At 73.8% G+C, this 19757-nt stretch carries 18 protein-coding genes; 13 read left to right on the forward strand and 5 right to left on the reverse strand.

Annotated elements, in window-relative coordinates; all coding sequences use genetic code 11:
* The first annotated feature begins 24 nt into the window (after positions 1-24).
* Positions 25-1749 carry an aryl-sulfate sulfotransferase gene (locus tag E7Z53_RS02995; RefSeq protein WP_176337121.1) on the forward strand — a complete coding sequence of 575 codons (1725 nt, stop codon included), beginning with the start codon at positions 25-27 and terminating at the stop codon, positions 1747-1749.
* Positions 1750-2002: 253 nt separating this feature from the next.
* Here E7Z53_RS02995 and E7Z53_RS03000 read toward each other — a convergent pair whose 3' ends face one another.
* A complete protein-coding gene (locus tag E7Z53_RS03000; protein ID WP_017831766.1) occupies positions 2003-2527 on the reverse strand; it encodes a VOC family protein in 525 nt (174 codons plus the stop codon).
* Between the two features lie 73 nt (positions 2528-2600).
* On the opposite strand from E7Z53_RS03000, the gene E7Z53_RS03005 reads away from it, so the two are divergent.
* From E7Z53_RS03005 to E7Z53_RS03035, 7 genes are all read left to right on the forward strand, one after another.
* On the forward strand, positions 2601-3521 hold the full coding sequence (locus E7Z53_RS03005) for a helix-turn-helix domain-containing protein (RefSeq protein WP_176337122.1): 921 nt from the start codon (positions 2601-2603) through the stop codon (positions 3519-3521).
* A gap of 175 nt (positions 3522-3696) precedes the next feature.
* Entirely contained in the window at positions 3697-4797 is a 1101-nt protein-coding gene (locus E7Z53_RS03010) for an alkene reductase (protein WP_176337123.1), read from the forward strand.
* 105 nt (positions 4798-4902) lie between these two features.
* Positions 4903-6537 (forward strand): HNH endonuclease signature motif containing protein, encoded by a 1635-nt coding sequence (locus E7Z53_RS03015; protein WP_176337124.1) that lies wholly within the window; start codon positions 4903-4905, stop codon positions 6535-6537.
* 61 nt (positions 6538-6598) lie between these two features.
* On the forward strand, positions 6599-6850 hold the full coding sequence (locus E7Z53_RS03020; protein ID WP_017831771.1) for a DUF3253 domain-containing protein: 252 nt from the start codon (positions 6599-6601) through the stop codon (positions 6848-6850).
* A 31-nt stretch (positions 6851-6881) separates the two neighbouring features.
* Positions 6882-7610, forward strand: coding sequence for a hypothetical protein (locus tag E7Z53_RS03025; protein WP_035924247.1), 729 nt, complete (start codon positions 6882-6884; stop codon positions 7608-7610).
* Positions 7611-7619: 9 nt separating this feature from the next.
* Positions 7620-8135: a methylated-DNA--[protein]-cysteine S-methyltransferase gene (locus E7Z53_RS03030; RefSeq protein WP_109221616.1), complete on the forward strand. Its 516-nt coding sequence runs from the start codon at positions 7620-7622 to the stop codon at positions 8133-8135.
* 33 nt (positions 8136-8168) lie between these two features.
* On the forward strand, positions 8169-8519 hold the full coding sequence (locus E7Z53_RS03035) for a hypothetical protein (RefSeq protein WP_017831774.1): 351 nt from the start codon (positions 8169-8171) through the stop codon (positions 8517-8519).
* A gap of 15 nt (positions 8520-8534) precedes the next feature.
* On the opposite strand, the gene E7Z53_RS03040 is transcribed toward E7Z53_RS03035, so the two are convergent.
* A complete protein-coding gene (locus E7Z53_RS03040) occupies positions 8535-9602 on the reverse strand; it encodes a spore photoproduct lyase family protein (protein ID WP_242630416.1) in 1068 nt (355 codons plus the stop codon).
* Between the two features lie 152 nt (positions 9603-9754).
* Here E7Z53_RS03040 and E7Z53_RS03045 point away from each other — a divergent pair, with 152 nt between their 5' ends.
* On the forward strand, positions 9755-11254 hold the full coding sequence (locus E7Z53_RS03045; RefSeq protein WP_176337125.1) for an FAD-dependent oxidoreductase: 1500 nt from the start codon (positions 9755-9757) through the stop codon (positions 11252-11254).
* An 84-nt stretch (positions 11255-11338) separates the two neighbouring features.
* Here E7Z53_RS03045 and E7Z53_RS03050 read toward each other — a convergent pair whose 3' ends face one another.
* On the reverse strand, positions 11339-11560 hold the full coding sequence (locus E7Z53_RS03050) for a hypothetical protein (RefSeq protein WP_017831777.1): 222 nt from the start codon (positions 11558-11560) through the stop codon (positions 11339-11341).
* A gap of 343 nt (positions 11561-11903) precedes the next feature.
* Here E7Z53_RS03050 and E7Z53_RS03055 point away from each other — a divergent pair, with 343 nt between their 5' ends.
* Positions 11904-12797, forward strand: coding sequence for a PIG-L deacetylase family protein (locus E7Z53_RS03055; protein WP_369597942.1), 894 nt, complete (start codon positions 11904-11906; stop codon positions 12795-12797).
* Positions 12798-12880: 83 nt separating this feature from the next.
* Here the strand turns inward: E7Z53_RS03055 and E7Z53_RS03060 are convergent, their stop codons facing one another.
* Positions 12881-14236, reverse strand: coding sequence for a glucose-6-phosphate dehydrogenase (locus E7Z53_RS03060; protein ID WP_115163253.1), 1356 nt, complete (start codon positions 14234-14236; stop codon positions 12881-12883).
* A 95-nt stretch (positions 14237-14331) separates the two neighbouring features.
* Here E7Z53_RS03060 and E7Z53_RS03065 point away from each other — a divergent pair, with 95 nt between their 5' ends.
* A complete protein-coding gene (locus E7Z53_RS03065) occupies positions 14332-16263 on the forward strand; it encodes a glycoside hydrolase family 15 protein (RefSeq protein ID WP_176337127.1) in 1932 nt (643 codons plus the stop codon).
* Between the two features lie 102 nt (positions 16264-16365).
* Positions 16366-17259 (forward strand): fructosamine kinase family protein, encoded by an 894-nt coding sequence (locus E7Z53_RS03070; RefSeq protein WP_176337128.1) that lies wholly within the window; start codon positions 16366-16368, stop codon positions 17257-17259.
* 37 nt (positions 17260-17296) lie between these two features.
* On the opposite strand, the gene E7Z53_RS03075 is transcribed toward E7Z53_RS03070, so the two are convergent.
* On the reverse strand, positions 17297-18229 hold the full coding sequence (locus E7Z53_RS03075; protein ID WP_176337129.1) for a TspO/MBR family protein: 933 nt from the start codon (positions 18227-18229) through the stop codon (positions 17297-17299).
* Positions 18230-18458: 229 nt separating this feature from the next.
* On the opposite strand from E7Z53_RS03075, the gene E7Z53_RS03080 reads away from it, so the two are divergent.
* Positions 18459-19742, forward strand: a complete 1284-nt coding sequence (locus E7Z53_RS03080) for a saccharopine dehydrogenase NADP-binding domain-containing protein (protein ID WP_176337130.1) — start codon at positions 18459-18461, stop codon at positions 19740-19742.
* Positions 19743-19757 lie beyond the last annotated feature (15 nt).

The raw sequence follows: 19757 nt of genomic DNA on the forward strand, positions 1-19757 counted from the left end.
CGCGCCCACCGCCAGGAGTCCCAGATGTCCCACCGATCGCGTGCTCGTTCCGTCACCCTGCTCACGGCGGCCGCTCTGGTCGTGTCGGGGGGCCCGGCCCTCGCGGTCGGGCCTCCGCGGGTGCTGCAGCAGCCCGGTGCTCCTCCCGTGGTGCCTGCCGCCGAGCAGGTGGCGGCCACGGCCGAGACCTACCCGGAGGCGGACACGAACGTCTACACCGTCTCGGTCACCCGCAACGGAGTTCCCGAGGAGCGCGACAGCTTCGCCCCGGACGTGCAGGAGGTGGTCGACGCCGCGCTGGACGACCTGAAGTCCCTGGGCTCCTCTCCCGAGGCTCCTCTGCTCGTCCTCAACCCCTTCGGCACCAACACCACCGGCGTGCACGCCCAGTTCGAGACCGAGGGCAGCGGCACCCTGACGTACACCGTCAGCTCTCCCGGCACCGAGGACTTCACGCGCGTCGCCAAGGACCACGACCCGAGCGCCGCGTCGTTCGAGGGGCAGCTCATCGGGGTGGTCCCGGGCGCCGAGAACACCGTGACCACCACCTGGCAGCCCGACGACGGCGGGCCCACGGAGTTCTCGTTCACCATGACCGCTCCGCCGAGCGCGTCGGGCGACCGCACGACCCTCGACCGGACCGTGGTGGGGAACGCCGAGGAGCTCACCGACGGGCTGTTCGCGGTCATGGGGCTGAGGCGCCACATCGACTACACCCTGCTCTACGACAACGCGGGGGTGCTGCGCGCCGAGTTCGACCTCGACGGCTACCGCACGGACCGGCTGGAGTTCTACGGCGACACCATGGTGACCACCGTCGGGACGGACAAGGTCGCCCGGATCGACGGCCTGGGCCGGGTCGTGGCCACGCACGTCCTGGCGGGCTTCGAGATGCACCACGACTTCGACGTCACCGACGACGGCAAGCTCGTGATCCTGGCGACGGAGACCGCCAAGGGCAGTGTGGAGGACGTCCTGGTGTCCCTGGACCTCGAGACCGGGACCTACGAGAAGACGGTCGACTTCACGGAGCTCCTCGCCGATTACAAGTCCCGCACCCAGCCCTACGGCCCGGGGTTCTACGGTCCGGGTGAGGTGGACGACTGGCTGCACCTGAACTCGGTCGACTGGTCCCCGGACGGCGACTCCGTGATCGTCAGCGCGCGCGAGAACTCCGCGATCCTGAAGGTCGACGACGTCCACGGGAACCCCACGGCCGACTACATCATCGGCCAGCGCGAGGTCTGGGCCGGCACCGGGGCCGAGGACCTGCTCCTCGAGAAGACGGGGGACTTCCCCGACACCGGTGGGCAGCACTCGGTGGTGCGCCACGACGACGCGGCGCTGGCGGACGGCCAGTACTACCTCACGATGTTCGACAACTCGTTCTGGAGCATGAGAAGCCGTCCGGACTACACGGCCCCTGTGCCCGTCGGGACTTCCCCGGTGCCCACGGCGGACCCCTCCCTCCGCTCGGAGTACCGGAAGTACCTCGTCGACGAGAACGCCGGGACCTACAGCGAGGTCGAGACCGTCCCCGTGCCCTACTCCGCGATCGTCAGCAACGTGCAGGACCTCGGCGGTCCGCTGGTGGTCAACAGCGGCCAGGCCCTGACGTTCGCCGAGTACGACGCTCAGCGCCAGGTCATCGCCCGCTTCGACTACGCCCTCGCGGGGACGACCGAGGACGACTTCGCCTACCGGGTGCTGAAGTACGGGTTCGACGACTTCTGGTTCGCCGCGCCCTGAGCCGGCGCGCTCGCGCCGGCGGGCACGGACGGCACCACCGGCACCACCGAGCCACCGCCCAGGAAGCCTGCTTCAGCTCGTGTTCAGCAGGAGGTGGTTGGCTGAGCAGCGCGAGGGGGCATCCCCGGGACACAGGGAGAAGCTGACGGTCCCGGTCGAGGGTTGGAGAGCCGCGACCGGGACCCGTCCCGGAGGCCGGACCCCGTGCGCGTCCGAGGAGTTCGCGCGCGGGGCCCGGACCCTCCGCGACGCCTCATTCCTGCCCCATGGACTCCGCCCACTCGGCGACCCGGGCACTGCTCTGCTCCTCGGAGAGGTCCTCGACCCGGGTCATGACCGACCAGCGGACGCCGAACGGGTCACGGATGCTGCCGTAGCGGTCGCCGGAGACGAACGTGCTGACGGGTTCGCGCACGGTGGCGCCGGCGGCGACGGCACGCGCCACCACGTCATCGACGTCCGGGACGTAGAGGCCCAGCGAATAGCAGTCGTCGTCGCCCGCGGGCGGGGCCACGAGGTGGAAGTCGGGGTTCACCTCGCCCAGCTGGAGCCGTCCGTCGCCGAGATCGATGGTCGCGTGCACGACGACGGGGGTCCCGTCCGGCCCGGGCATGTCGGTGCGGTCGACGAGGGCGGCCCCGAAGGTGCGGGTGTAGAAGTCGAGCGCCGCGGCCGCGTCGACCACCGCGATGAACGGGGTCAGGGACGTGAACCCCCGGGGCGTCCCGTCGGTGGTGTGTGCTCCGGTGACCCCACGGAGGTTCTGCTCTGTGCTCATGCTCCGAGCCTAGGCAGCCGGTGCCGGCCGGTCTTGAAGATTCCCGCCACCCTCGGGTGGTTACGCTCGTGCCATGAGCGAGCCGCCCACCACGCGGGGCCACCTCACCCCGGGACCGCACGCCACGGTCGTGCGCCTGCCCGCGCCCGACGACGTCGCCCACCTCGTCCGGCAGCTGTGGATCCCCGAGTGGGACCTGCCGGCGGGGGAGCGGGCCGAGCAGCTGGTGCTGGGCTATCCGGCGAGCAACGTGGTGGTCGAACCGGACGGGGTGGCGCTGCACGGGCCCACGAGCCGTGCGTCCACCCGGGGGCTCACCGGCCGGGGCTGGGCGGTCGGCGCGCTGCTGCGCCCGGCGGGGGTCCTGCTGTTCACGGAGCACCCGGCGGACCTGCTCGACGGGTCCGCGCCCGTCAGTGCGCCCGGGTTGCGCTCCGCCGTCGCGGAGGCCATGGCGGGGGTCGGCCCGGCCGGGCGGCGGGCGCGTCCGGCGGATCCGCTCGGCGGAACGGAGTCCGTCAGCGCGCCCGGGCTGCGCTCTGCCGCCGCGGGGGCTGTCGCGGGTGCCGACCCGGCCGGCCGGCACCTGCGGGCGGCGGCCCTGCTCGCGGACCACGTCCGGACGCTGGCGGCGCCGGTGCCCCCGTCCGCGGCGCGGGACGGCGCCCTGGCCAATCGCATGGTCGACCTCCTCGAGGCGGGGACCGTCGCGCGGAGCCCGGCCGACCTGGCCCGGCAACTGCACGTGTCCGAACGCTCGCTGCAGCGGCTCGCGGCCCGGTTCGTGGGGATGCCGCCCCAGCTGCTGCTCCGTCGTCGTCGGCTCCAGGAGGCGGCCGAGCGGATGCGCGCGGACCCGGCCGCGGACCTCGGGGCGCTCGCCGCGGAGCTGGGCTTCGCGGACCAGTCCCACCTCACCCGGGAGTTCCGGTCGGTGCTGGGCGCCACTCCGCGCGGCTACGGCCGCGCCCGGTCCGGCCGGGAGGGCGGATGAGGAATCCCGGGACCCGGGGCGTGGCCCGTGCGATACACCTGCGCGGTGCTGGTGGTTCACCGCGTGCCGTTGGCGTCCAAGGGGTATCACTGTCGCCAGCTGTGAGGAACGAGACAGCCGGAGCGCAAATAACTCCGGGGAATCTCCTGTTGACACGGAAAGAACCAGTTCCCTGATGAAAGGTCTCCCCGTGCCGCACTCCACCCTGTCCACCCCCGTCACCCTCGGCTCCCTCGAGCTGCCGAACCGCCTGGTCATGGCGCCGCTCACCCGGATGCGCTCCGGTCGGGACGGCGTCCCCGGCGAGCTCAACGTGGACCACTACACCCAGCGCGCCTCGATGGGCCTCATCGTCACCGAGGGCACGTACCCCGACGTGGTGGGGCAGGGCTTCGCCTACCAGCCCGGCATCGAGACGCCCGAGCAGGTCGAGGGCTGGCGCCGGGTGGCCGAGAGCGTCCACGCCGCCGACGGCCGCCTGTTCATGCAGGTCATGCACGCCGGGCGCGTGACGCACCCGGACATCAACGGCGGCTCCCAGCCGGTGGCCCCGAGTGCTCTCGCGATCGAGGGGAAGACGCACACCTACCAGGGCAAGGCCGACTACCCCGTGCCGCACGCGCTGACCGCCGAGGAGCTGCCGGGCGTGGTGGAGTCCTTCGTCCGGGCCTCTCGCAACGCGATCGAGGCGGGCCTGGACGGTGTGGAGATCCACGGCGCGAACGGCTACCTGCTGCACGAGTTCCTCGCGCCGGGCGCCAACCAGCGCACCGACGAGTACGGCGGCTCCCCCGAGAACCGCGCCCGCTTCGTGGTCGAGCTGGTCCGGGCCGTGGCCGAGGCCGTCGGCGCGGAGCGGGTCGGTCTGCGGATCTCGCCGGAGCACAACATCCAGGACGCCTGGGAGACGGACCACGAGGACGTCCGGGCCACGTACGCCGCCCTCGTCGACGGCATCGGGGGCCTCGGCCTGGCCTACCTCTCCGTGCTGCACAAGGAGCCGGCGGGGGAGTTCGTCCAGGGGCTGCGCACCCGCTTCGGCGGCGCCTTCCTGGCCAACAGCGGCTTCAGCGACGTCCCGACCACCCGGGAGGAGAGCGTGCAGCTGATCGAGGAGGGCGTGGCGGACGGCGTCGTCGTCGGGCGCCCGGCGATCGCGAACCCGGACCTGGCGCGGCGCTGGGCGGAGGGTCTGCCGGAGAACGTGCCGGACCCGCGGACCTTCTACACGCAGAGCGCCGAGGGCTACACGGACTACCCGTTCGCGCAGGCCTGAGCCACTCCTCGCGTCCCGCCCGGCTCTGCCGGGCGGGACGCGGGGACCCTCGGAGGTGGTCCGGGTCACGTCTTAGCGTGTCGGATCCGGCGGGGACCATGAACCATGGCCGCCACCGCCGTTCCGCCGCGAAGCCTGGAGGACGCCCTCCGGGAGGAGACGGACCTGGCCGAGATCGGCGAGGAGTTCTCCGCCGGCGTGCGGGCGCTGGTCGAGGAGTCCCGCGCGGAGGCCCGGGCCGCGGGGCGCCAGTACCGGCTGCTCCACCGGCTCTGGCAGCTGCAGGAGGAGGCCCGGGAGCAGCGCTGGATGGTGGAGGCGCTCTGGATGCGCCCCGAGGCGGACCGGCTGGGCCCGCACTCCCTCGAGCCTGCTGAGCAGACGGTGCGGGACGTGGCCGATGAGATCGGTCCGGCCCTCCGGCTCCCCGCGGGCACCGCGCTGCGCCGTGTCGAGGACGCCGTGCTGCTCGCGGAGTCCCTGCCCGAGGTCCTCGAGGCGCTCGAGCAGGGCCAGGTGGGCTTCCGGCAGGCGGGGGTGCTCGTCGAGCTGTGGCGCGAGCTGGTGTGGGACGCCGCCGGTCTCCCGCCGGAGCAGCGGGCGCCGGTCCAGGCCGTCCAGCGGATCGTCGACGAGCTGCTCCTCCGGGCCCCCGGCAGCACCGTGGCCCAGCTGCGCGCCCTCGCCCGCCGACGCCGCGCAGGTCTGCTGCGGGAGACCGAGGAGCAGCGCCACCGGCTGGCGCTGCGGGACCGGCGCGTGTGGGTCGAACCCCGGGAGGACGGCATGGCGCAGCTGTGCGCCCTCCTGGACGCGGCCACCGCGCACGCCATCCAGGACCGCCTCGACACGCTGGTCGACCGGGCGGTCCCCGCGGTCCCGCCCGAGGTCCTCCCCTCGCAGGTCCTGGCCACGGCGTCGCCCGCGTCGTCCGCCGCGGGCGCCCCGGACAGCGGACCGTCGGATCCCGCCGCCGGGGCTCCGGAGCGCCGCACGGTGCCCCAGCTGCGCGCCGACGTGCTAGCGGACCTCCTGCTCGACGGCGAGCCCGCCGACCTGCCCGACCGTCTTCGCGGCATCCGCGGGCACGTGACGGTCACCGTGCCCGCTCTCGCGCTCCTCGAGAACGCCGGGACGCTGCCCCCCGGTTCCATCGAGGGCCTGCCGCGCACTCCCCGCTGTGCGGAGCTGGAGGGCTACGGGCCCATCCCGGTCGGTCTCGCGGAGCGGATCGCGGCACGCGCGCCCTCCTGGTCACGGATCCTCACCCATCCCGTCACGGGGACCGTCCTGGACCGGGACCGCAGCACCTATGCCGTGCCCGCCGATCTCAAGCACCGGCTGCGAGCCAGGGACGGCACGTGCCGCTTCCCGGGCTGTCGACGCCGGGCGTCGCGGTGCGACCTCGACCACACCGTCGCCTGGGCGGACGGCGGCCGGACCTCGGCGGACAACCTCGCACACCTGTGCCGGCACCACCACCTGCTCAAGCACCGGGACGGTCCGCTGGGCCGGTGGCGGGTGGAGCACGTGGCCCCCGAGCGCCCGGCCCCTGAACTGCACGACCACGGGGTGCTGGAGTGGACCTCGCCTGCAGGGCAGGTCCACCGGACCTATCCGCAGGAGCACCACCATCCGGTCCCGGAGCGCGCACCGTACTTCCTCGCGGTCCCCGCTCCGCCCTGTGCCCCGCGCGCCGCTCCTCGGCCTGGTCCGGCCGACGACCCGCCGCCGTTCTGACATCCTGGAGGCGGGGCCCGGCCCCTGGACCCTAGACCTCGGTGAGACGGAGGAGCTGCCCGTGACCACCCCGTCGCCCAGCGAGGTGCGCTCGGTGCTGCTCGACCTGGTCCGCCGCCGCGGGTCCGGGAAGACCGTGTGTCCTTCCGAGGCCGCCCGCGCTCTGGCCGCCGAGGGCTGGCGGGACCTGATGGAGGACGTGCGTCAGGAGGCGTACCGGATGGCCGACGCCGGGCTCGTGGACATCACCCAGCAGGGCCGCGTGGTCGACGGCCGGACAGCCCGCGGGCCGATCCGCGTCCGACTCCGCTGAGCAGGGCGCGCGCCCGGGTAGCGTGGGGGTCATGACGTTCCCACCCATCAGCGCCCTCCTCGGGTCCGCCGCCCGGGCGCCGTTCGTCCTGCTCAAGCAGTTCCGGCCCCAGCGGCCCATCCACTCGGAGGGCGTCGGGCTCGAGGGCGTCCTGATCCGCACGGGCGGCGGCACCAGTGGCATCCACTGGATCGACGAAGCCGGGGAGGATCCCGTGCGGGCCCGTTTCTCCCGCTCGATCGGCTTCCCGCAGGGGTGGCCGGACATCCTGGGCCTCGCCCTGCGCTGCCCCGTTCCGCCCTCCGGGCAGATGGAGGGCCGCAGCGACGGCCGGGCCGACATCCTCCTCGCGACCGCCGGCGAGGGGCGGTTCTCCCGCTTCGTCCCGACCTTCCACCGGCACGTGCCGGACAGCGCATTCGCCTCCTTCATGCCCTACCGGGCTCTCGGCGGCCCGGTGCTGGTCGCCGCCCACCCCGAGCCGCGCACGGAGCGCCTGCCGGCCCGCCCCGACCTCTTCCGGGCGTCGGTCGCCGCCGAGCCCTGGGTTCTCGGTCTGCACTGGGCCACACCGCTCGGGCCGTGGCAGCGCTTCGGGACGGTCGAGCTCGGTCCCGGCGCGCCGTTCGGGGACGACGAACGGTTCGACCCCCTGCTCAACGTCCCCACGGGCGCCGAGAACTACGGGTGGACCTACCGGCTGCGGGAACCGTCCTACACCCTGGCCCGCGCCCCGCGGAGGCCGCTGGGCCGGGCGTAGAATCGGCCCATGGCACTGAGACTGAGCCCGGCGCCCACCACCGCGACCGTCCGGCGTCACGCCGTGGTGGAGTCGCCCATCGGCCCGCTGGCTCTCGTGGAGGAGGCGGGGGCGCTCGTGGCCCTCTCCGTCGAGGGTGCACGCCAGGGACCGGTCCCCACCTCCTTCGGGGCGCGCGACGACAGCCTCCTCCCGCACGTCCGCGAGCAGCTCGGCGAGTACTTCGCGGGACGGCTGCAGGAGTTCGACGCCGACGTCGTCCTCCACGGGACACCGTTCCAGGTGCGCGTGTGGAACGCCCTCGCGCAGATCCCGTACGGCACGACCGGCACCTACGGGCAGGTGGCCCGCGCCGTCGGGGCACCCCGGGCCGCCCAGGCGGTCGGGGCGGCCAACGGCCGCAACCCCGTCAGCCTGCTGGTCCCGTGCCACCGGATCATCGGCGCCAACGGGCGGCTCACCGGCTACGCCGGCGGCATGGAACGCAAGGAGTACCTGCTGCGCCTCGAGGGCGCGCTGCTCTGAACCCGCACCGCTGACGCGCCACCAGGAGGACCCATGACCCGCCTCGACGACCTCGCCACCGCCAATCTCACCAAGGCGCGTGCCTCCGGCGCCGGGCGCAGCGCGGAGCTCGTGGTCCACGACGGCGTGCTGCGGCAGACGATGATGGCGCTGTGCGCCGGCAAGGAGCTCGCCGAGCACGTCTCCCCGCCCGCCGCCACCCTCCAGCTGCTGCGCGGCCGGGTCCGGGTGCTCAAGCGCGGTCAGCTCGCCGAGGAGCTCACTGCCGGGGAGCTGCTGTCCCTCACCGACTCCCGCCACTCGGTGGAGGCGCTGGAGGACTCGGTGTTCCTGCTGACCACCGTCTCCCGGCCGTCGGACGGCTACGACCCCCGGGTGGCGTGACCCGCGGGCTCCGGCTCAGAACGCGTAGCGGACGTCGCAGTACGGCAGCTTCTCGTGGAGCAGGTCCAGGAACTGCTCCAGGTACCGCTGCTTGTCCCGGAACCGGTACCGCACGTTGAGGGCCCCGTTCTGGGAGCGCTTGGTCTCCTGGAGATCCGGGCGCCACAGCACCTCCTCGGCCTTGGGGTGCCACTGCGTGTTGACCTCGTGGAGCTGGGCGTTGTGGGTCAGGAAGATGACCTCCGAGGCCAGCTGGTCCTTGGCCGCCGCGCTCAGGCCGTCGTCGAGCTGCTCGAAGAGCTCGGCCCAGTCCTCCAGCCACGTGTCCGTGACGATCACCGGCGAGAAGTTCACGTGCACCTCGTAGCCGGCCGCCACGAAGTCGTCGATGGCGGCGATCCGCTCCGGCACCGGCGTGGTCCGGATGTCCGTGAGCTTGGCCAGGTGCGCCGGCATCAGCGAGAACCGGACCCGGGTCCGTCCCTGCGGGTCCCAGTCCAGCAGCTCCCGGTTGACGTACTTCGTGGCGAAGGACGCCTTGGCGGTGGGGTGGCGGCGGAACAGGTCCACGAGGTCCTGCACGTTGTCGCTGAGCAGGGCGTCCACCGAGCAGTCGCTGTTCTCCCCGAGGTCGTAGACCCACGCCTCCGGGTCGCACTGGTTGGGCTCCGGCTTGGTGCCCTGCCGGCCGATGTGCCGGTCCAGGTAGCCGGTGATCTGCTCGATGTTGGCGAAGACCGTCACCGGGTTGCTGTAGCCCTTCCGGCGCGGGACGTAGCAGTAGGCGCACGCCATGGCGCACCCGTTGGCCGTGGACGGCGCGATGAAGTCCGCCGACCGGCCGTTGGGCCGCGCCGCCAGCGACTTCTTGACCCCCAGCACCAGGGCCTCGCGCTTGATCCGCACCCACCGCCGCGCGTTGGTCTCGTCCCCGTGCAGCTCCGGGATCTGCCAGTGGCTCGGGACCTCCACCAGGGTGGCGTCCGGCCACCGTTCGAGGACCTGCCGCCCCCGGGGCAGCTCGGCGGCGGCCGGTTCGTAGTAGATGCGGGTGATGTCGACCATGGACGGTTCCGGGGGCATGCGGACGAGTCTAGGAACCGCCACCGACAGCGGGCTCGCGGAGTCCTCCCCGGGAATGGACAGTGGACTTCACACCTGATGGCCGACAGGATGGCACCAAAGTGCGACCGCAACGACCACTCCGGCAGCAGCGACCACGAGGGAGTTCCTCCATGAGATCCGTATGGCTCGACACGTACGAGGTGCCGTCCACCGCGACGGACCGGTTCGTCCCCGGCGCGCACTACGACACGGTGGTCGCAGGTGCCGGGCTGACCGGGCTGACCACCGCGGTGCTGCTGGCGCGTGCGGGCCAGCGGGTCGCCGTGCTCGAGGCGCGTTCCGTCGGGGCCGTCACCACGGGCAACACCACGGCGAAGCTGTCCCTGCTGCAGGGCACCACGCTCTCCCAGATCCACCGGCACCAGTCGGACGAGGTGCTGCGTGCCTACGCGGACGGGAACCGCGAGGGGATGGACTGGCTGGTCCGGTTCCTCGAGGAGCGCGGGGTCCCGTTCCAACGCCGCGACGCCTACACCTACGCCACGACCTCGAAGGGCGCCTCCGCGCTGCGCAAGGAGCTCGAGGCCGCCCGCATCGCCGGGCTGCACATGAACTGGACCCGGGACACCGGCCTCCCCTACAAGGTCTCCGGGGCCATCACGATGCCGGACCAGGTCCAGTTCCACCCGATGGAGGTGCTCGGCGCCCTCGTCGCCGAGCTGAAGGAGCACGGCGGCACGCTCGTGGAGGGGGTCCGGATCACCGGGGCCGGTGTCCGCTCACCCCTCTCGGTGCAGACCTCGCACGGCCCGGTGCGGGCCGACCGGCTCGTGCTCGCCACGGGCACCCCGGTCCTGGACCGCGGCGGGTACTTCGCGAAGCTCTCCCCGAACCGCTCCTACGCCCTGACCTACCGGGTCCCCGGGGCGCCGGGGTCCGTCCCGGAGGGCATGTACATCACCGCGGACAGCCCCACCCGCACGCTGCGCACCGTGCCGGTCGGCGGGGAGGAGCTGCTCCTGGTGGGCGGCAACGACCACGTGGTGGGACGGTCCGCCTCCCCGCAGGCGGCCGTGGACGACCTCGAGTCCTGGACGCAGCGCTGGTTCCCGGGGGCCGAGCGCACGCACGTGTGGGCGGCCCAGGACTACGAGTCGGTCAACCTCATCCCCTTCATCGGCACCCTGCCCCGCGGCGGCGGCAGCATCTATCTCGCCACCGGCTACAACAAGTGGGGGATGAGCAACGCCGTCGCCGCCGCGATCGCGCTGAACGCCGAGATCCTCGGCGGCAGCGTGCCGTGGGCCGAGACGCTGGGCCGGCGCATGACCTCGCCGTCGGACATCCTCACCGCCCTGCGCGTCAACGCGGGGGTGGGCCTCAACGCGCCCAAGGACTGGCTCAGGGCCGAGCTCAAGGAGCTGCCGGCCGGGACGCCCGCGGAGGGGCAGGGTGTCGTCGGACGCGAGCACGGCCGCCCCGTGGGCGTGTCCACCGTCGACGGCACCACCTGCAAGGTCTCCGGCGTCTGCACGCACCTCGGCGGCGTGCTGCGCTGGAACGACGCCGAGCGCTCGTGGGACTGCCCCCTGCACGGCTCCCGCTTCGCCGCCGACGGCTCCCTGCTCGAGGGCCCTGCCGTGAAGGACCTGCCTCGGGCCAGGCGCTGAGCCCGGTCCCGGACACGGCGGCGGCCCCCACCCGCAGAAGGGTGGGGGCCGCCGCGGCGTCCGGGGACGCGCTGTCCCGGGGACCTACTTCTTGGAGGAGGTCTCCTCGAGCTTCAGCGCGACGCCGATCGCGAAGAAGGTCGGCGTCCACTCGCCCACGAACAGGCCCCAGCGGTCGGCCTGGGGCTTGGACTTGCTCTTGCCGAGGCTGGCCGCCCAGGAGAGGACGGACAGGCCGATGGAGGCGAAGCCCGCCGCGTAGGCGTGCTCGCTGCGGACACCAAGGTTCTGGATCGTGCTGATCATGGACGTACCTCTTTCCTGTGGTGGTCACCGTGAACGGTGAACTCCTCGAGCGGTGTCCGCCCAGTCTCACACGAAACGGAGCAATACGAAAGCAGGCTGACTATAAAGTTGGCCGGGTGCGTCGCCGGCCGATGTGGGCGGATGTGGGGTCGTCCGAACGGCCATTAACGGATGCAAAAAACTGTTTCCTCATGCAAACTGATCCATACCCGACCCGGTGGTGACCACCGCGGCGGGGTGGACGTCGAACCGGTCGGGGGGCCGGTGGCGTCATCGACCCGGAGCGAAGGAGCTTCCGGGCCGGGCCGATCATTCCTGGGGGGAAAAAATGCTGCCATCCGTCGTGGGTGCTCTGCTGAGCACCGTCGTCCTCGTCTACGTCCTGTCGAACGCCGCCTACACGCGGCACAAGCGGTTCATCGCCGGGGCCAGGTCGCTGCGCCAGGCCATCGTCGCCGTGTACGCGGTGCTGCTGGTGCTCAACCTGTGGTGCGCCACGATCATGCCCGTGACCCTGGTCTGCGACGCGATCGCGGTGGCCACCCTGGTCGCCACCGGGGTCTTCGGCTTCGTCATCGCCGAGCGGCGGATCCCGGCCACCACCGTGGTCGAGCGCCGGAAGGTGCTGGCCGTGGGGGCGCACCCGGACGACCTCGAGCTCGCCTGCGGGGCGACCCTGGCCAAGCTGGTCGACACCGGCCACGAGGTCCGCGGCCTGGTGATGAGCTCCGGGGAGGTCGGCGGCAACGTGGGGCTGCGCCCGGCCGAGGCCCAGCGCGGCGCCTCGTTCCTGGGGCTCACGGGCCTGCGGGTGCACGACTTCCCGGACACGAAGCTCGAGACCGTCAGCAACGACATGGTCCGGGCCATCGAGGCCGCGATCCGGGAGTTCGAGCCGGACGTGATCTTCACCCACTCCGCCCACGACCAGCACCAGGACCACTACGCGGTGCACCAGGCCACCCTGCGCGCGGCCCGGGCCCACCACTCGATCCTGTGCTTCGAGTCCCCGTCGGTGACCCGCGACTTCGACCCGTCCGTGTTCGTGGACATCGACGGCTACGTCGACGTCAAGGTCGAGGCCGTGCTCTCCCACCGGGACCAGGCCGGCAAGCCCTACATGACCCCCGGGCGGGTGCGCGGGATGGCCGCCTTCCGCGGGGCGCAGGCCAAGAACACCAACGCGGAGGCCTTCGAGCCGGTCCGCCTGCTCGGCTCCGCGATCGGCGACCTCTAGCCCCCGGGGCGCCGGGCGGCCGGGCGGCCGGGGCGTTCCCGCGGACGCCCGGCGCCCGGCCGCGGTCCGGCCGGTGCCGCCGCTCAGACGGGCCCGGAGCTGCCGGCCGGGTACTCGAGCAGCGGGACCCGGCCGTCCTCGAAGGCGGCCAGCACCTCGTCGACGATGCGCCACCCCTGCTCCGCCGCGTCCCCGCGGACGCCGAAGGTGTGGTCGCCCTCGAGGACGCCCCGCAGCACGCTGCCGTAGGCGGTCAGGCCCGGCCTGGCCATCCCGGACGAGAGCGTCACCCGGGTCATGCCCCGGGAGTCGAAGGGCCCGCCCACGTTCAGCTCCAGGGTCAGCTGCTCCTCCTCGAGGCCCATGCGCAGGACGTTCGGCGCGACGTCCCCCGAGCGGGGCAGCTGCTCGTAGTCGTGCGGCGGGCGGCGGAACGTGATGGCGATCTCCTGGCGGGGGTTGCCGATCGCCTTGCCCGAGCGCAGGGTGACGGGCACGCCGTTCCAGCGCCACGTGTCGACCTCGAGGACCACCTGCGCGAACGTCTCCGTCCCGCGCTCCGGGTCCACTCCGTCCTCGGCCGCATAGTCGGGCAGCTCACGGCCGTCCACGCTGCCGGCGGTGTAGCGGCCCCGGGTCGCGGCGCCCGCCGCGTCGCCCTGCCAGAGCTTCGTGGCCCGCAGCACGTGGCTGGTCAGCGTGGGGATCTCCACCTGGTCGAAGGAGGAGGGCGGTTCCATCATGACGAGGGCCATGACCTGCAGCAGGTGGGACTGGATCATGTCCCGCAGCGCCCCCGTGGCCTCGTAGAAGCCCGCGCGGCCCTCCAGGCCCAGGGTCTCGTCGAAGACGATCTCCACGGACTCCACGTGCTCCCGGCTCATGAGCGGCTCCAGCAGCCGGTTGGCGAAGCGCAGCCCCACGAAGTTGAGCACCGCCGGCATGCCCAGGAAGTGGTCCACCCGGAAGGTCCGCTCCTCGGGGACGAGCCGGCCCACGAGCCGGTTCAGCTCCCGTGCGGTCCGCGTGTCGGAGCCGATCGGCTTCTCGAGGGCCAGCACCAGGTCCTCCGGCAGGTCCAGCCCGGCCATGACCTCGCACGCCTGCGCGGTGACCGCGGGAGGCAGGGCGAAGTACAGGCAGACGGGGCCCTCGACGTCGTCGAGCAGCCGCTCGAGGTCCCCGGCGTCGGTGACGTCGCCCGCCACGTAGCGGGCGGTCTCCCGGGTGTGCGCGGCGGCGGGCCCGCTCGCGCCGACGGAGTCGAAGGCCTCGGCCACGACCTGTGCCCAGTCCTCCGCCGGTTCCCGCGAGGAGCCGACCACGTCGATGCGCAGCTCCGGGGCCGAGCTCAGGAGCGTGCCCAGGCCCGGCAGGAGCAGGCGGGACGTGAGGTCGCCGGTGGCGCCGAAGATGATCAGGGTCCTGATGCTTGTCATGCCAGCACGGTACCCCGGGCCAGGGGGGCGCACACCCGCGCGCCCCCCTGGCCCGCGCCGACCGGACGCCCGACCGCGGCTGGTTGAATGGGCGGATGAACGACGACGCGAACCGGCCCCCGTCCACTCCCCTGGAGGACTACGCGCTGCTGTCCGACCTGCACACCGGGCCGCTCGTGTCCCGGGACGGCAGCGTCGACTGGCTGTGCTTCCCCCGCTTCGACTCCCCGTCGGTCTTCGCGGCCCTGCTGGGCACGCCCGAGGACGGACGCTGGAAGCTCTCCGCCGTCGACGGCGTGGTCACGTCGCGCCGCTACCTGCCCCGCACCTTCGTGCTGGAGACGACGTGGCGCACCCCCACCGGGACCGTGGTGGTGACCGACTTCCTGCCCCCGGTGGCGGCCCGGGACGACCACCCGGACCACGCCGACCTCGTCCGGCGGGTCGAGTGCGTCTCGGGAACGGTCGAGGTGGAGCACGACCTGCGGATCCGCTTCGACTACGGTCGCGCCCTGCCCTGGACCCGGCGGGTCGACATCGACGGCGAGGGCACGTGCGGACACCTGTCGATCGCCGGTCCGGACGCCCTGCTCCTGACGGGGCCCATGCTGCACCCCGAGGACTTCCCCCGCGCCGACCCGCTCGAGAGGACCGATCCGGAGGAGCCGGGACACGCCGACGACGAGGAGGGCGCTGTCGCCGACCGGCTCGGCGGGCGCTTCCCGCTCTCGGCGGGGGAGTCCCTCGACTGGGTGCTGACCTGGCACGAGTCCCACCACGGGCTGCCCGTCCCCGTGGACCCCGCCGCCGCCCTCGACCGGGCGGTGTCCTTCTGGACCGAGTGGTCCTCCCACGTGAGCACGCACAAGCGCCACGAGCAGGCGGTCCTGCGCTCGCTGCTCGTGCTCCGGGCCCTCACCCACCGGGGCACCGGAGGGATCGTGGCGGCCCCCACCACCTCGCTGCCCGAGGAGTTCGGGGGCAGCCGCAACTGGGACTACCGCTACACCTGGCTCCGGGACGCCGCCCTGACCATCGAGGTGCTCGTCGCCCACGACTTCACCGACGGCGCCCTGCACTGGCGCAACTGGCTGCTGCGGGCCGTGGCCGGGGACCCCGACCAGATCCAGATCATGTACGGCCTGGCGGGGGAGCGGCAGCTGCCCGAGAGCGAGCTGGGCCACCTCGGCGGGTACGAGGAGTCGACTCCCGTGCGGATCGGCAACGGCGCCGTGGGCCAGTACCAGGCGGACGTCGTCGGGGAGGTCATGCTGGCGCTCGCCGCCCTCCGGGACGCGGGCGTGGAGGAGGACCGGTGGTCGTGGGGGCTGCAGAAGAACCTGCTGCGCTTCTGCGAGCGCAACTTCGACCGGGCCGGCCACGGGATTTGGGAGATGCGCGGGCCCTCCGCGTTCTTCGTGCACGGGCGCGCCATGATGTGGGCGGCCTTCGACCAGGGGGTGCGCGCCGTCGAGGAGCACGGGCTCTCCGGGCCGGTGGAGCGCTGGCGGGAGCTGCGGGAGCGGCTGTGCGCCGAGATCATGGAGCACGGCTTCGACGCGGAGCTGAACACGTTCACGCAGACCTACGAGAACACCGAGGTGGACGCCTCGCTGCTGCAGCTGCCGCACACGGGCTTCGTGGCCTACGACGACCCGCGGATGCTCGGCACCGTGGCCCGGATCGAGCGGGACCTGCGGGGCGAGCACGGGCTGGTGCACCGCTACCGGACCGCCTCCGGCCTGGACGGTCTGGAGGGCGACGAGTACCCGTTCCTCATCTGCACGTTCTGGCTCGTGGAGCAGTACGCGCGCAGCGGCCGGGTGGAGGACGCCGGCGAGCTCCTGGAGCAGCTCGCGGGCTACGCCAACGACCTCGGCCTGTACGCGGAGGAGTTCGACCCCGTCAGCGGGCGGCTCGCCGGGAACTTCCCCCAGGCGTTCAGCCACCTCGGGTTCATCCGCGCCGTCGACGCCGTGGTGCGGGCACGGGCCGGCGTGGACCTCACGGACCGGCTCCGGCCCTAGGCGGGACGCGGCGAGGCACCGGCCGGACGTCGGCCGGGCGTCGGCGCGGCCTCGCCGCGGACCACGGGCACGGAGCAGGACCCATCGACCAGGACGGACAGCATGAGCACCTTCGACCGGGCGGCCGATCTGCCGCACGACCTCACCGACGACCTCCTCGACGGCCTCGGGGCGGAACGGGCCACCCCGCTCGGCGGCGGCGACACCGCGGCGGCCTTCCGCCTGGAGACGGCGCGGGGACCCCTGTTCGCGAAGACCATGGCGGACCCGCCCGCCGGGATGATGGCGGCGGAGGTCGCCGGCCTGCACGCCCTGCGGGAGCACGTGCCGGAGTTCCTCGGGGTGCCGGAGGTCGTGCGGTGGACGGACGACGGCATCGTCCTCGAGTGGATCGACGAGGCCCCGGGCCGGCGCCCGTCCGGGACCGAGGTGGAGTGCGGGCGCGGGCTCGCGGCGCTGCACCGGGTGCGGGGGAAGGCCTTCGGCGGGCTCGACCCGGCGCTGCCCGGGCGGATCGGGTCCTTCGCGGTGGACCTGTCCCCGACCCAGGACTGGGCGGCGTTCCTGCTCGACCGGCGGATCCGCCCGCTGCTGCGGGACGCCCTCGGGGCCGGCCGGATCGCCCCGCACGCCGCGGACCTGCTCGAGGAGCTCGCCCCGCGGGCCGAGGAGCTCGCGGGGCCGCCGGAGCCGCCCACCCTGGTGCACGGCGACCTGTGGGCCGGGAACCGGCTCGTGGACGTCCGGGGCCGGAACTGGCTGATCGACCCGTCGGCGCACTGGGGCCACCGCGAGGTCGACATCGCGATGATGCTGCTGTTCGGCGGCTTCGGCGAGGAGTGCCTGGCCGCCTACGACGCCGAGCACCCGCTCGCGCCCGGCTGGCAGGAGCGGGTGCCGTGGTACCAGCTGCCGCCGCTGCTGGTGCACGCCGTCCGGTTCGGCGGCGGCTACGGGGACGCGGCCGTGCGGGCGCTCCGGCAGCTGCGCGGCTGACCGGCCGCGCCGGGAAGCGGCGGCGGGAGCAAGGTCCTCAGCGCTGCTCGCCCACCGCCCGGTCGTCCACGGCCCGGCCGGCCCGGCGCCGCTCGGCCCGGCGCCGCTCTGCCTCGTGCTGGTCGGCATCCTGTGTGCCGGTGCCGGCACCGGCACGGCGGCGGAGGTACGCCGTGGCCAGCACCACCAGGATCGCGGCCGCGGCCGCGCCCCAGGCCACGATCATGGACCGCGGCTCGTCCGTGGCCCGGCCGATCGCGATCCAGGACAGCCCCCACGCGGCCGCGGCGGCCACGGCCCAGCGGCCGCCGACCCGCCGCTGGATCGCGGCGACGACCACGGCGAGCACGAGCACGACGACGACGCCGATCCACTCGGCGCCCCGGCCCTCCTGCGACACGCCCGAGGCCACGAGGGCGGCCGCCACGTTGGCCGCCGTCGCGACGGACACCCAGCCCAGGTACAGCCCGAAGGTGCCGTCGACCACCACCAGGTCGAGCGGGCCGCGCCGGCCGGGGACGCGCGTCAGGCGGTCCACCAGCAGGCCCAGGATCAGGACCAGGGCGACGATGACCCCGACGCTGGCCCAGATCCAGCCCTGCTGGGTGACCAGCAGCCAGCCGGCGTTGAGGAGCATGGAGGCCGCCGCGAGCCAGCCCGTGGCCCGCGCGCGGGGGTCCGTGGTCCGGGAGGGCAGCCACTGCCAGACGGTGTAGGCGAGCAGCCCCAGGTAGATCACCGACCAGATCGAGAACGCCGTGCCGGCCGGCGCGAGCAGGGTGGAGTCCGCGGACAGGCTCCCGCCCGAGGACTCCTCCACCTGGGTGCCGATGATGCCGGCTCCGATGAGCGGTCCTGCGAGGCCGAGGATCTCGCTGACGGTGACCACGACCTGGCGGACGCGGTCGGCGGTGGTGGGCCGAGGGTCGGCGCGGCGGGTGCCGGCGGAGGGTGCGGGGGAGGTGGTCACGGCGAGGCCTTTCTCGCATGCAGCGGGTCGGGTGGCAGGAAGTGCGAGGTGTGCGGGTCGAGGAGTTCCGGGCCGGAGGCTCAGGGACGCAGAGGCGGGGCCCCTGAGCACCACGGTAGGCCCCGGACCTGACCGCCACCAGGGACGGTGCGGCGCCCGGACGCCGAGCGTGGACGCATGCTGGTCGGTGCTCCGGCGTCCGGCCGGACCGTTCCCCTAGAGTGGCCGGATGGAACCCCAGCAGAACTCCCGGCCCGTCGTGGGCCTGCTCGGCGCCACCGGCATCACCGGTCGCACGGCGCTGGCCCATCTCCTGGCGCGGGCGCCCGAGGCGGGGGTGGACGTCGTCGTCGGCGCCCGGGACCCCGAGCGCGTGCGCGCCCTGTGCGCCGAGCGCGACCTCCCCGTGCCCGAGGTCCTGCACGCCGACATCGCGGACCCCGGCTCCCTGCGCGCGTTCGTCCGCCGGGCCGACGTGCTGGTCGATCTCGCCGGGCCCTACACGCGGCTGGCGCCCCCGGTGCTCGCCGCGTGCGTCGCGGAGGGCACCCACTACGTCGACGTGACGGGCGAGTCCCAGCTCGTGCACCGGACGGACCGGGAGCTGCACGGGGCCGCGCGGGCCGCCGGGGTGGCCCTGGTGCACACGGCCGGCTTCGAGGCTCTGCCCGCCGACGTCCTCGTCGACGCCGCCCGCCGGCACGCCGCCGCCCGCGGCGAAACCCTGCGCACCGCGGACCTCGTGACCTCCGTGCGCACCCCGCCGGGGACCGGGTTCTCGGAGTCGGTCTCGGGCGGGACCGTGCAGAGCCTCGTCGAGGTGCTGCGTGACCCCGACCCGGCCCGCACCGGGGACGTCGCCGCCCGCCTGCCGGACCCCGCGCCCGGCAGCGGGACCGCCGCGGACCCCGACGCCGTCCGTGCGTTCAGTCCCCTGCGCCTGCGCGCCCGGACCGCCGACGGCCGGGTGCTCGCGGCCATGAGCCCGCTCGCGGCGATCAACCCCCCGGTGGTGCACCGCACCCAGGCCCTCAGCCCCGTTCCGGGGGCCGCCGCCCACCCCGTGGCCTTCCGCGAGGCCATGGCCGTCGGCCGCTCGGGCGGGCTCCGGGGCGCCGGACGCCTCGCCGCGGCGCAGGCGGTAGCCGCCTTCCAGGCGCTCGCCGGGCTCGCCACCGGCCTGCCGCACCCGGTGCGCGCGCGGCTCGCCGGCGTCCTGTCGGGAGTCCTGCCCCAGGTCGGCACGGGCCCGGTGGGCGACGTGCTCACCGGCTGGTCCTGGACCACCCGCGGGGTGTTCACCACCCACGAGGGCAGCAGCTTCCCCGCCGTGCTGGAGGCGCAGGGCAACCCCGGCTACGGCACCACCCCGTGGCTGACCACGGAGCTCGCCCTGCGCATGGCGGTGCGCGGCGTCCCGGCCGCCGCCCTCGGCTCGAGCACGCCCGCCCTGGCCCTGGACGGCGACCTCGACGCCCTGCTCCCGGCCCGGGTGTGCATCACGGTCGGCTGAGCGCCGTGGACCGGA

The organism is Kocuria salina, assembly GCF_013368965.1.
Taxonomy (GTDB): domain Bacteria; phylum Actinomycetota; class Actinomycetes; order Actinomycetales; family Micrococcaceae; genus Kocuria; species Kocuria rosea.

Bases quoted from the DNA above. Each gene is read 5' to 3' on its own strand.
- E7Z53_RS03010 (WP_176337123.1), top strand. From the start codon at position 3,697: ATGAAAGGTCTCCCCGTGCCGCACTCCACCCTGTCCACCCCCGTCACC.
- E7Z53_RS03000 (WP_017831766.1), bottom strand. From the start codon at position 2,527: ATGAGCACAGAGCAGAACCTCCGTGGGGTCACCGGAGCACACACCACC.
- E7Z53_RS03060 (WP_115163253.1), bottom strand. From the start codon at position 14,236: ATGACAAGCATCAGGACCCTGATCATCTTCGGCGCCACCGGCGACCTC.
- E7Z53_RS03045 (WP_176337125.1), top strand. From the start codon at position 9,755: ATGAGATCCGTATGGCTCGACACGTACGAGGTGCCGTCCACCGCGACG.
- E7Z53_RS03030 (WP_109221616.1), top strand. From the start codon at position 7,620: ATGGCACTGAGACTGAGCCCGGCGCCCACCACCGCGACCGTCCGGCGT.
- E7Z53_RS03005 (WP_176337122.1), top strand. From the start codon at position 2,601: ATGAGCGAGCCGCCCACCACGCGGGGCCACCTCACCCCGGGACCGCAC.
- E7Z53_RS03025 (WP_035924247.1), top strand. From the start codon at position 6,882: ATGACGTTCCCACCCATCAGCGCCCTCCTCGGGTCCGCCGCCCGGGCG.
- E7Z53_RS03065 (WP_176337127.1), top strand. From the start codon at position 14,332: ATGAACGACGACGCGAACCGGCCCCCGTCCACTCCCCTGGAGGACTAC.
- E7Z53_RS03080 (WP_176337130.1), top strand. From the start codon at position 18,459: ATGGAACCCCAGCAGAACTCCCGGCCCGTCGTGGGCCTGCTCGGCGCC.
- E7Z53_RS02995 (WP_176337121.1), top strand. From the start codon at position 25: ATGTCCCACCGATCGCGTGCTCGTTCCGTCACCCTGCTCACGGCGGCC.
- E7Z53_RS03035 (WP_017831774.1), top strand. From the start codon at position 8,169: ATGACCCGCCTCGACGACCTCGCCACCGCCAATCTCACCAAGGCGCGT.
- E7Z53_RS03050 (WP_017831777.1), bottom strand. From the start codon at position 11,560: ATGATCAGCACGATCCAGAACCTTGGTGTCCGCAGCGAGCACGCCTAC.
- E7Z53_RS03040 (WP_242630416.1), bottom strand. From the start codon at position 9,602: ATGCCCCCGGAACCGTCCATGGTCGACATCACCCGCATCTACTACGAA.
- E7Z53_RS03015 (WP_176337124.1), top strand. From the start codon at position 4,903: ATGGCCGCCACCGCCGTTCCGCCGCGAAGCCTGGAGGACGCCCTCCGG.
- E7Z53_RS03070 (WP_176337128.1), top strand. From the start codon at position 16,366: ATGAGCACCTTCGACCGGGCGGCCGATCTGCCGCACGACCTCACCGAC.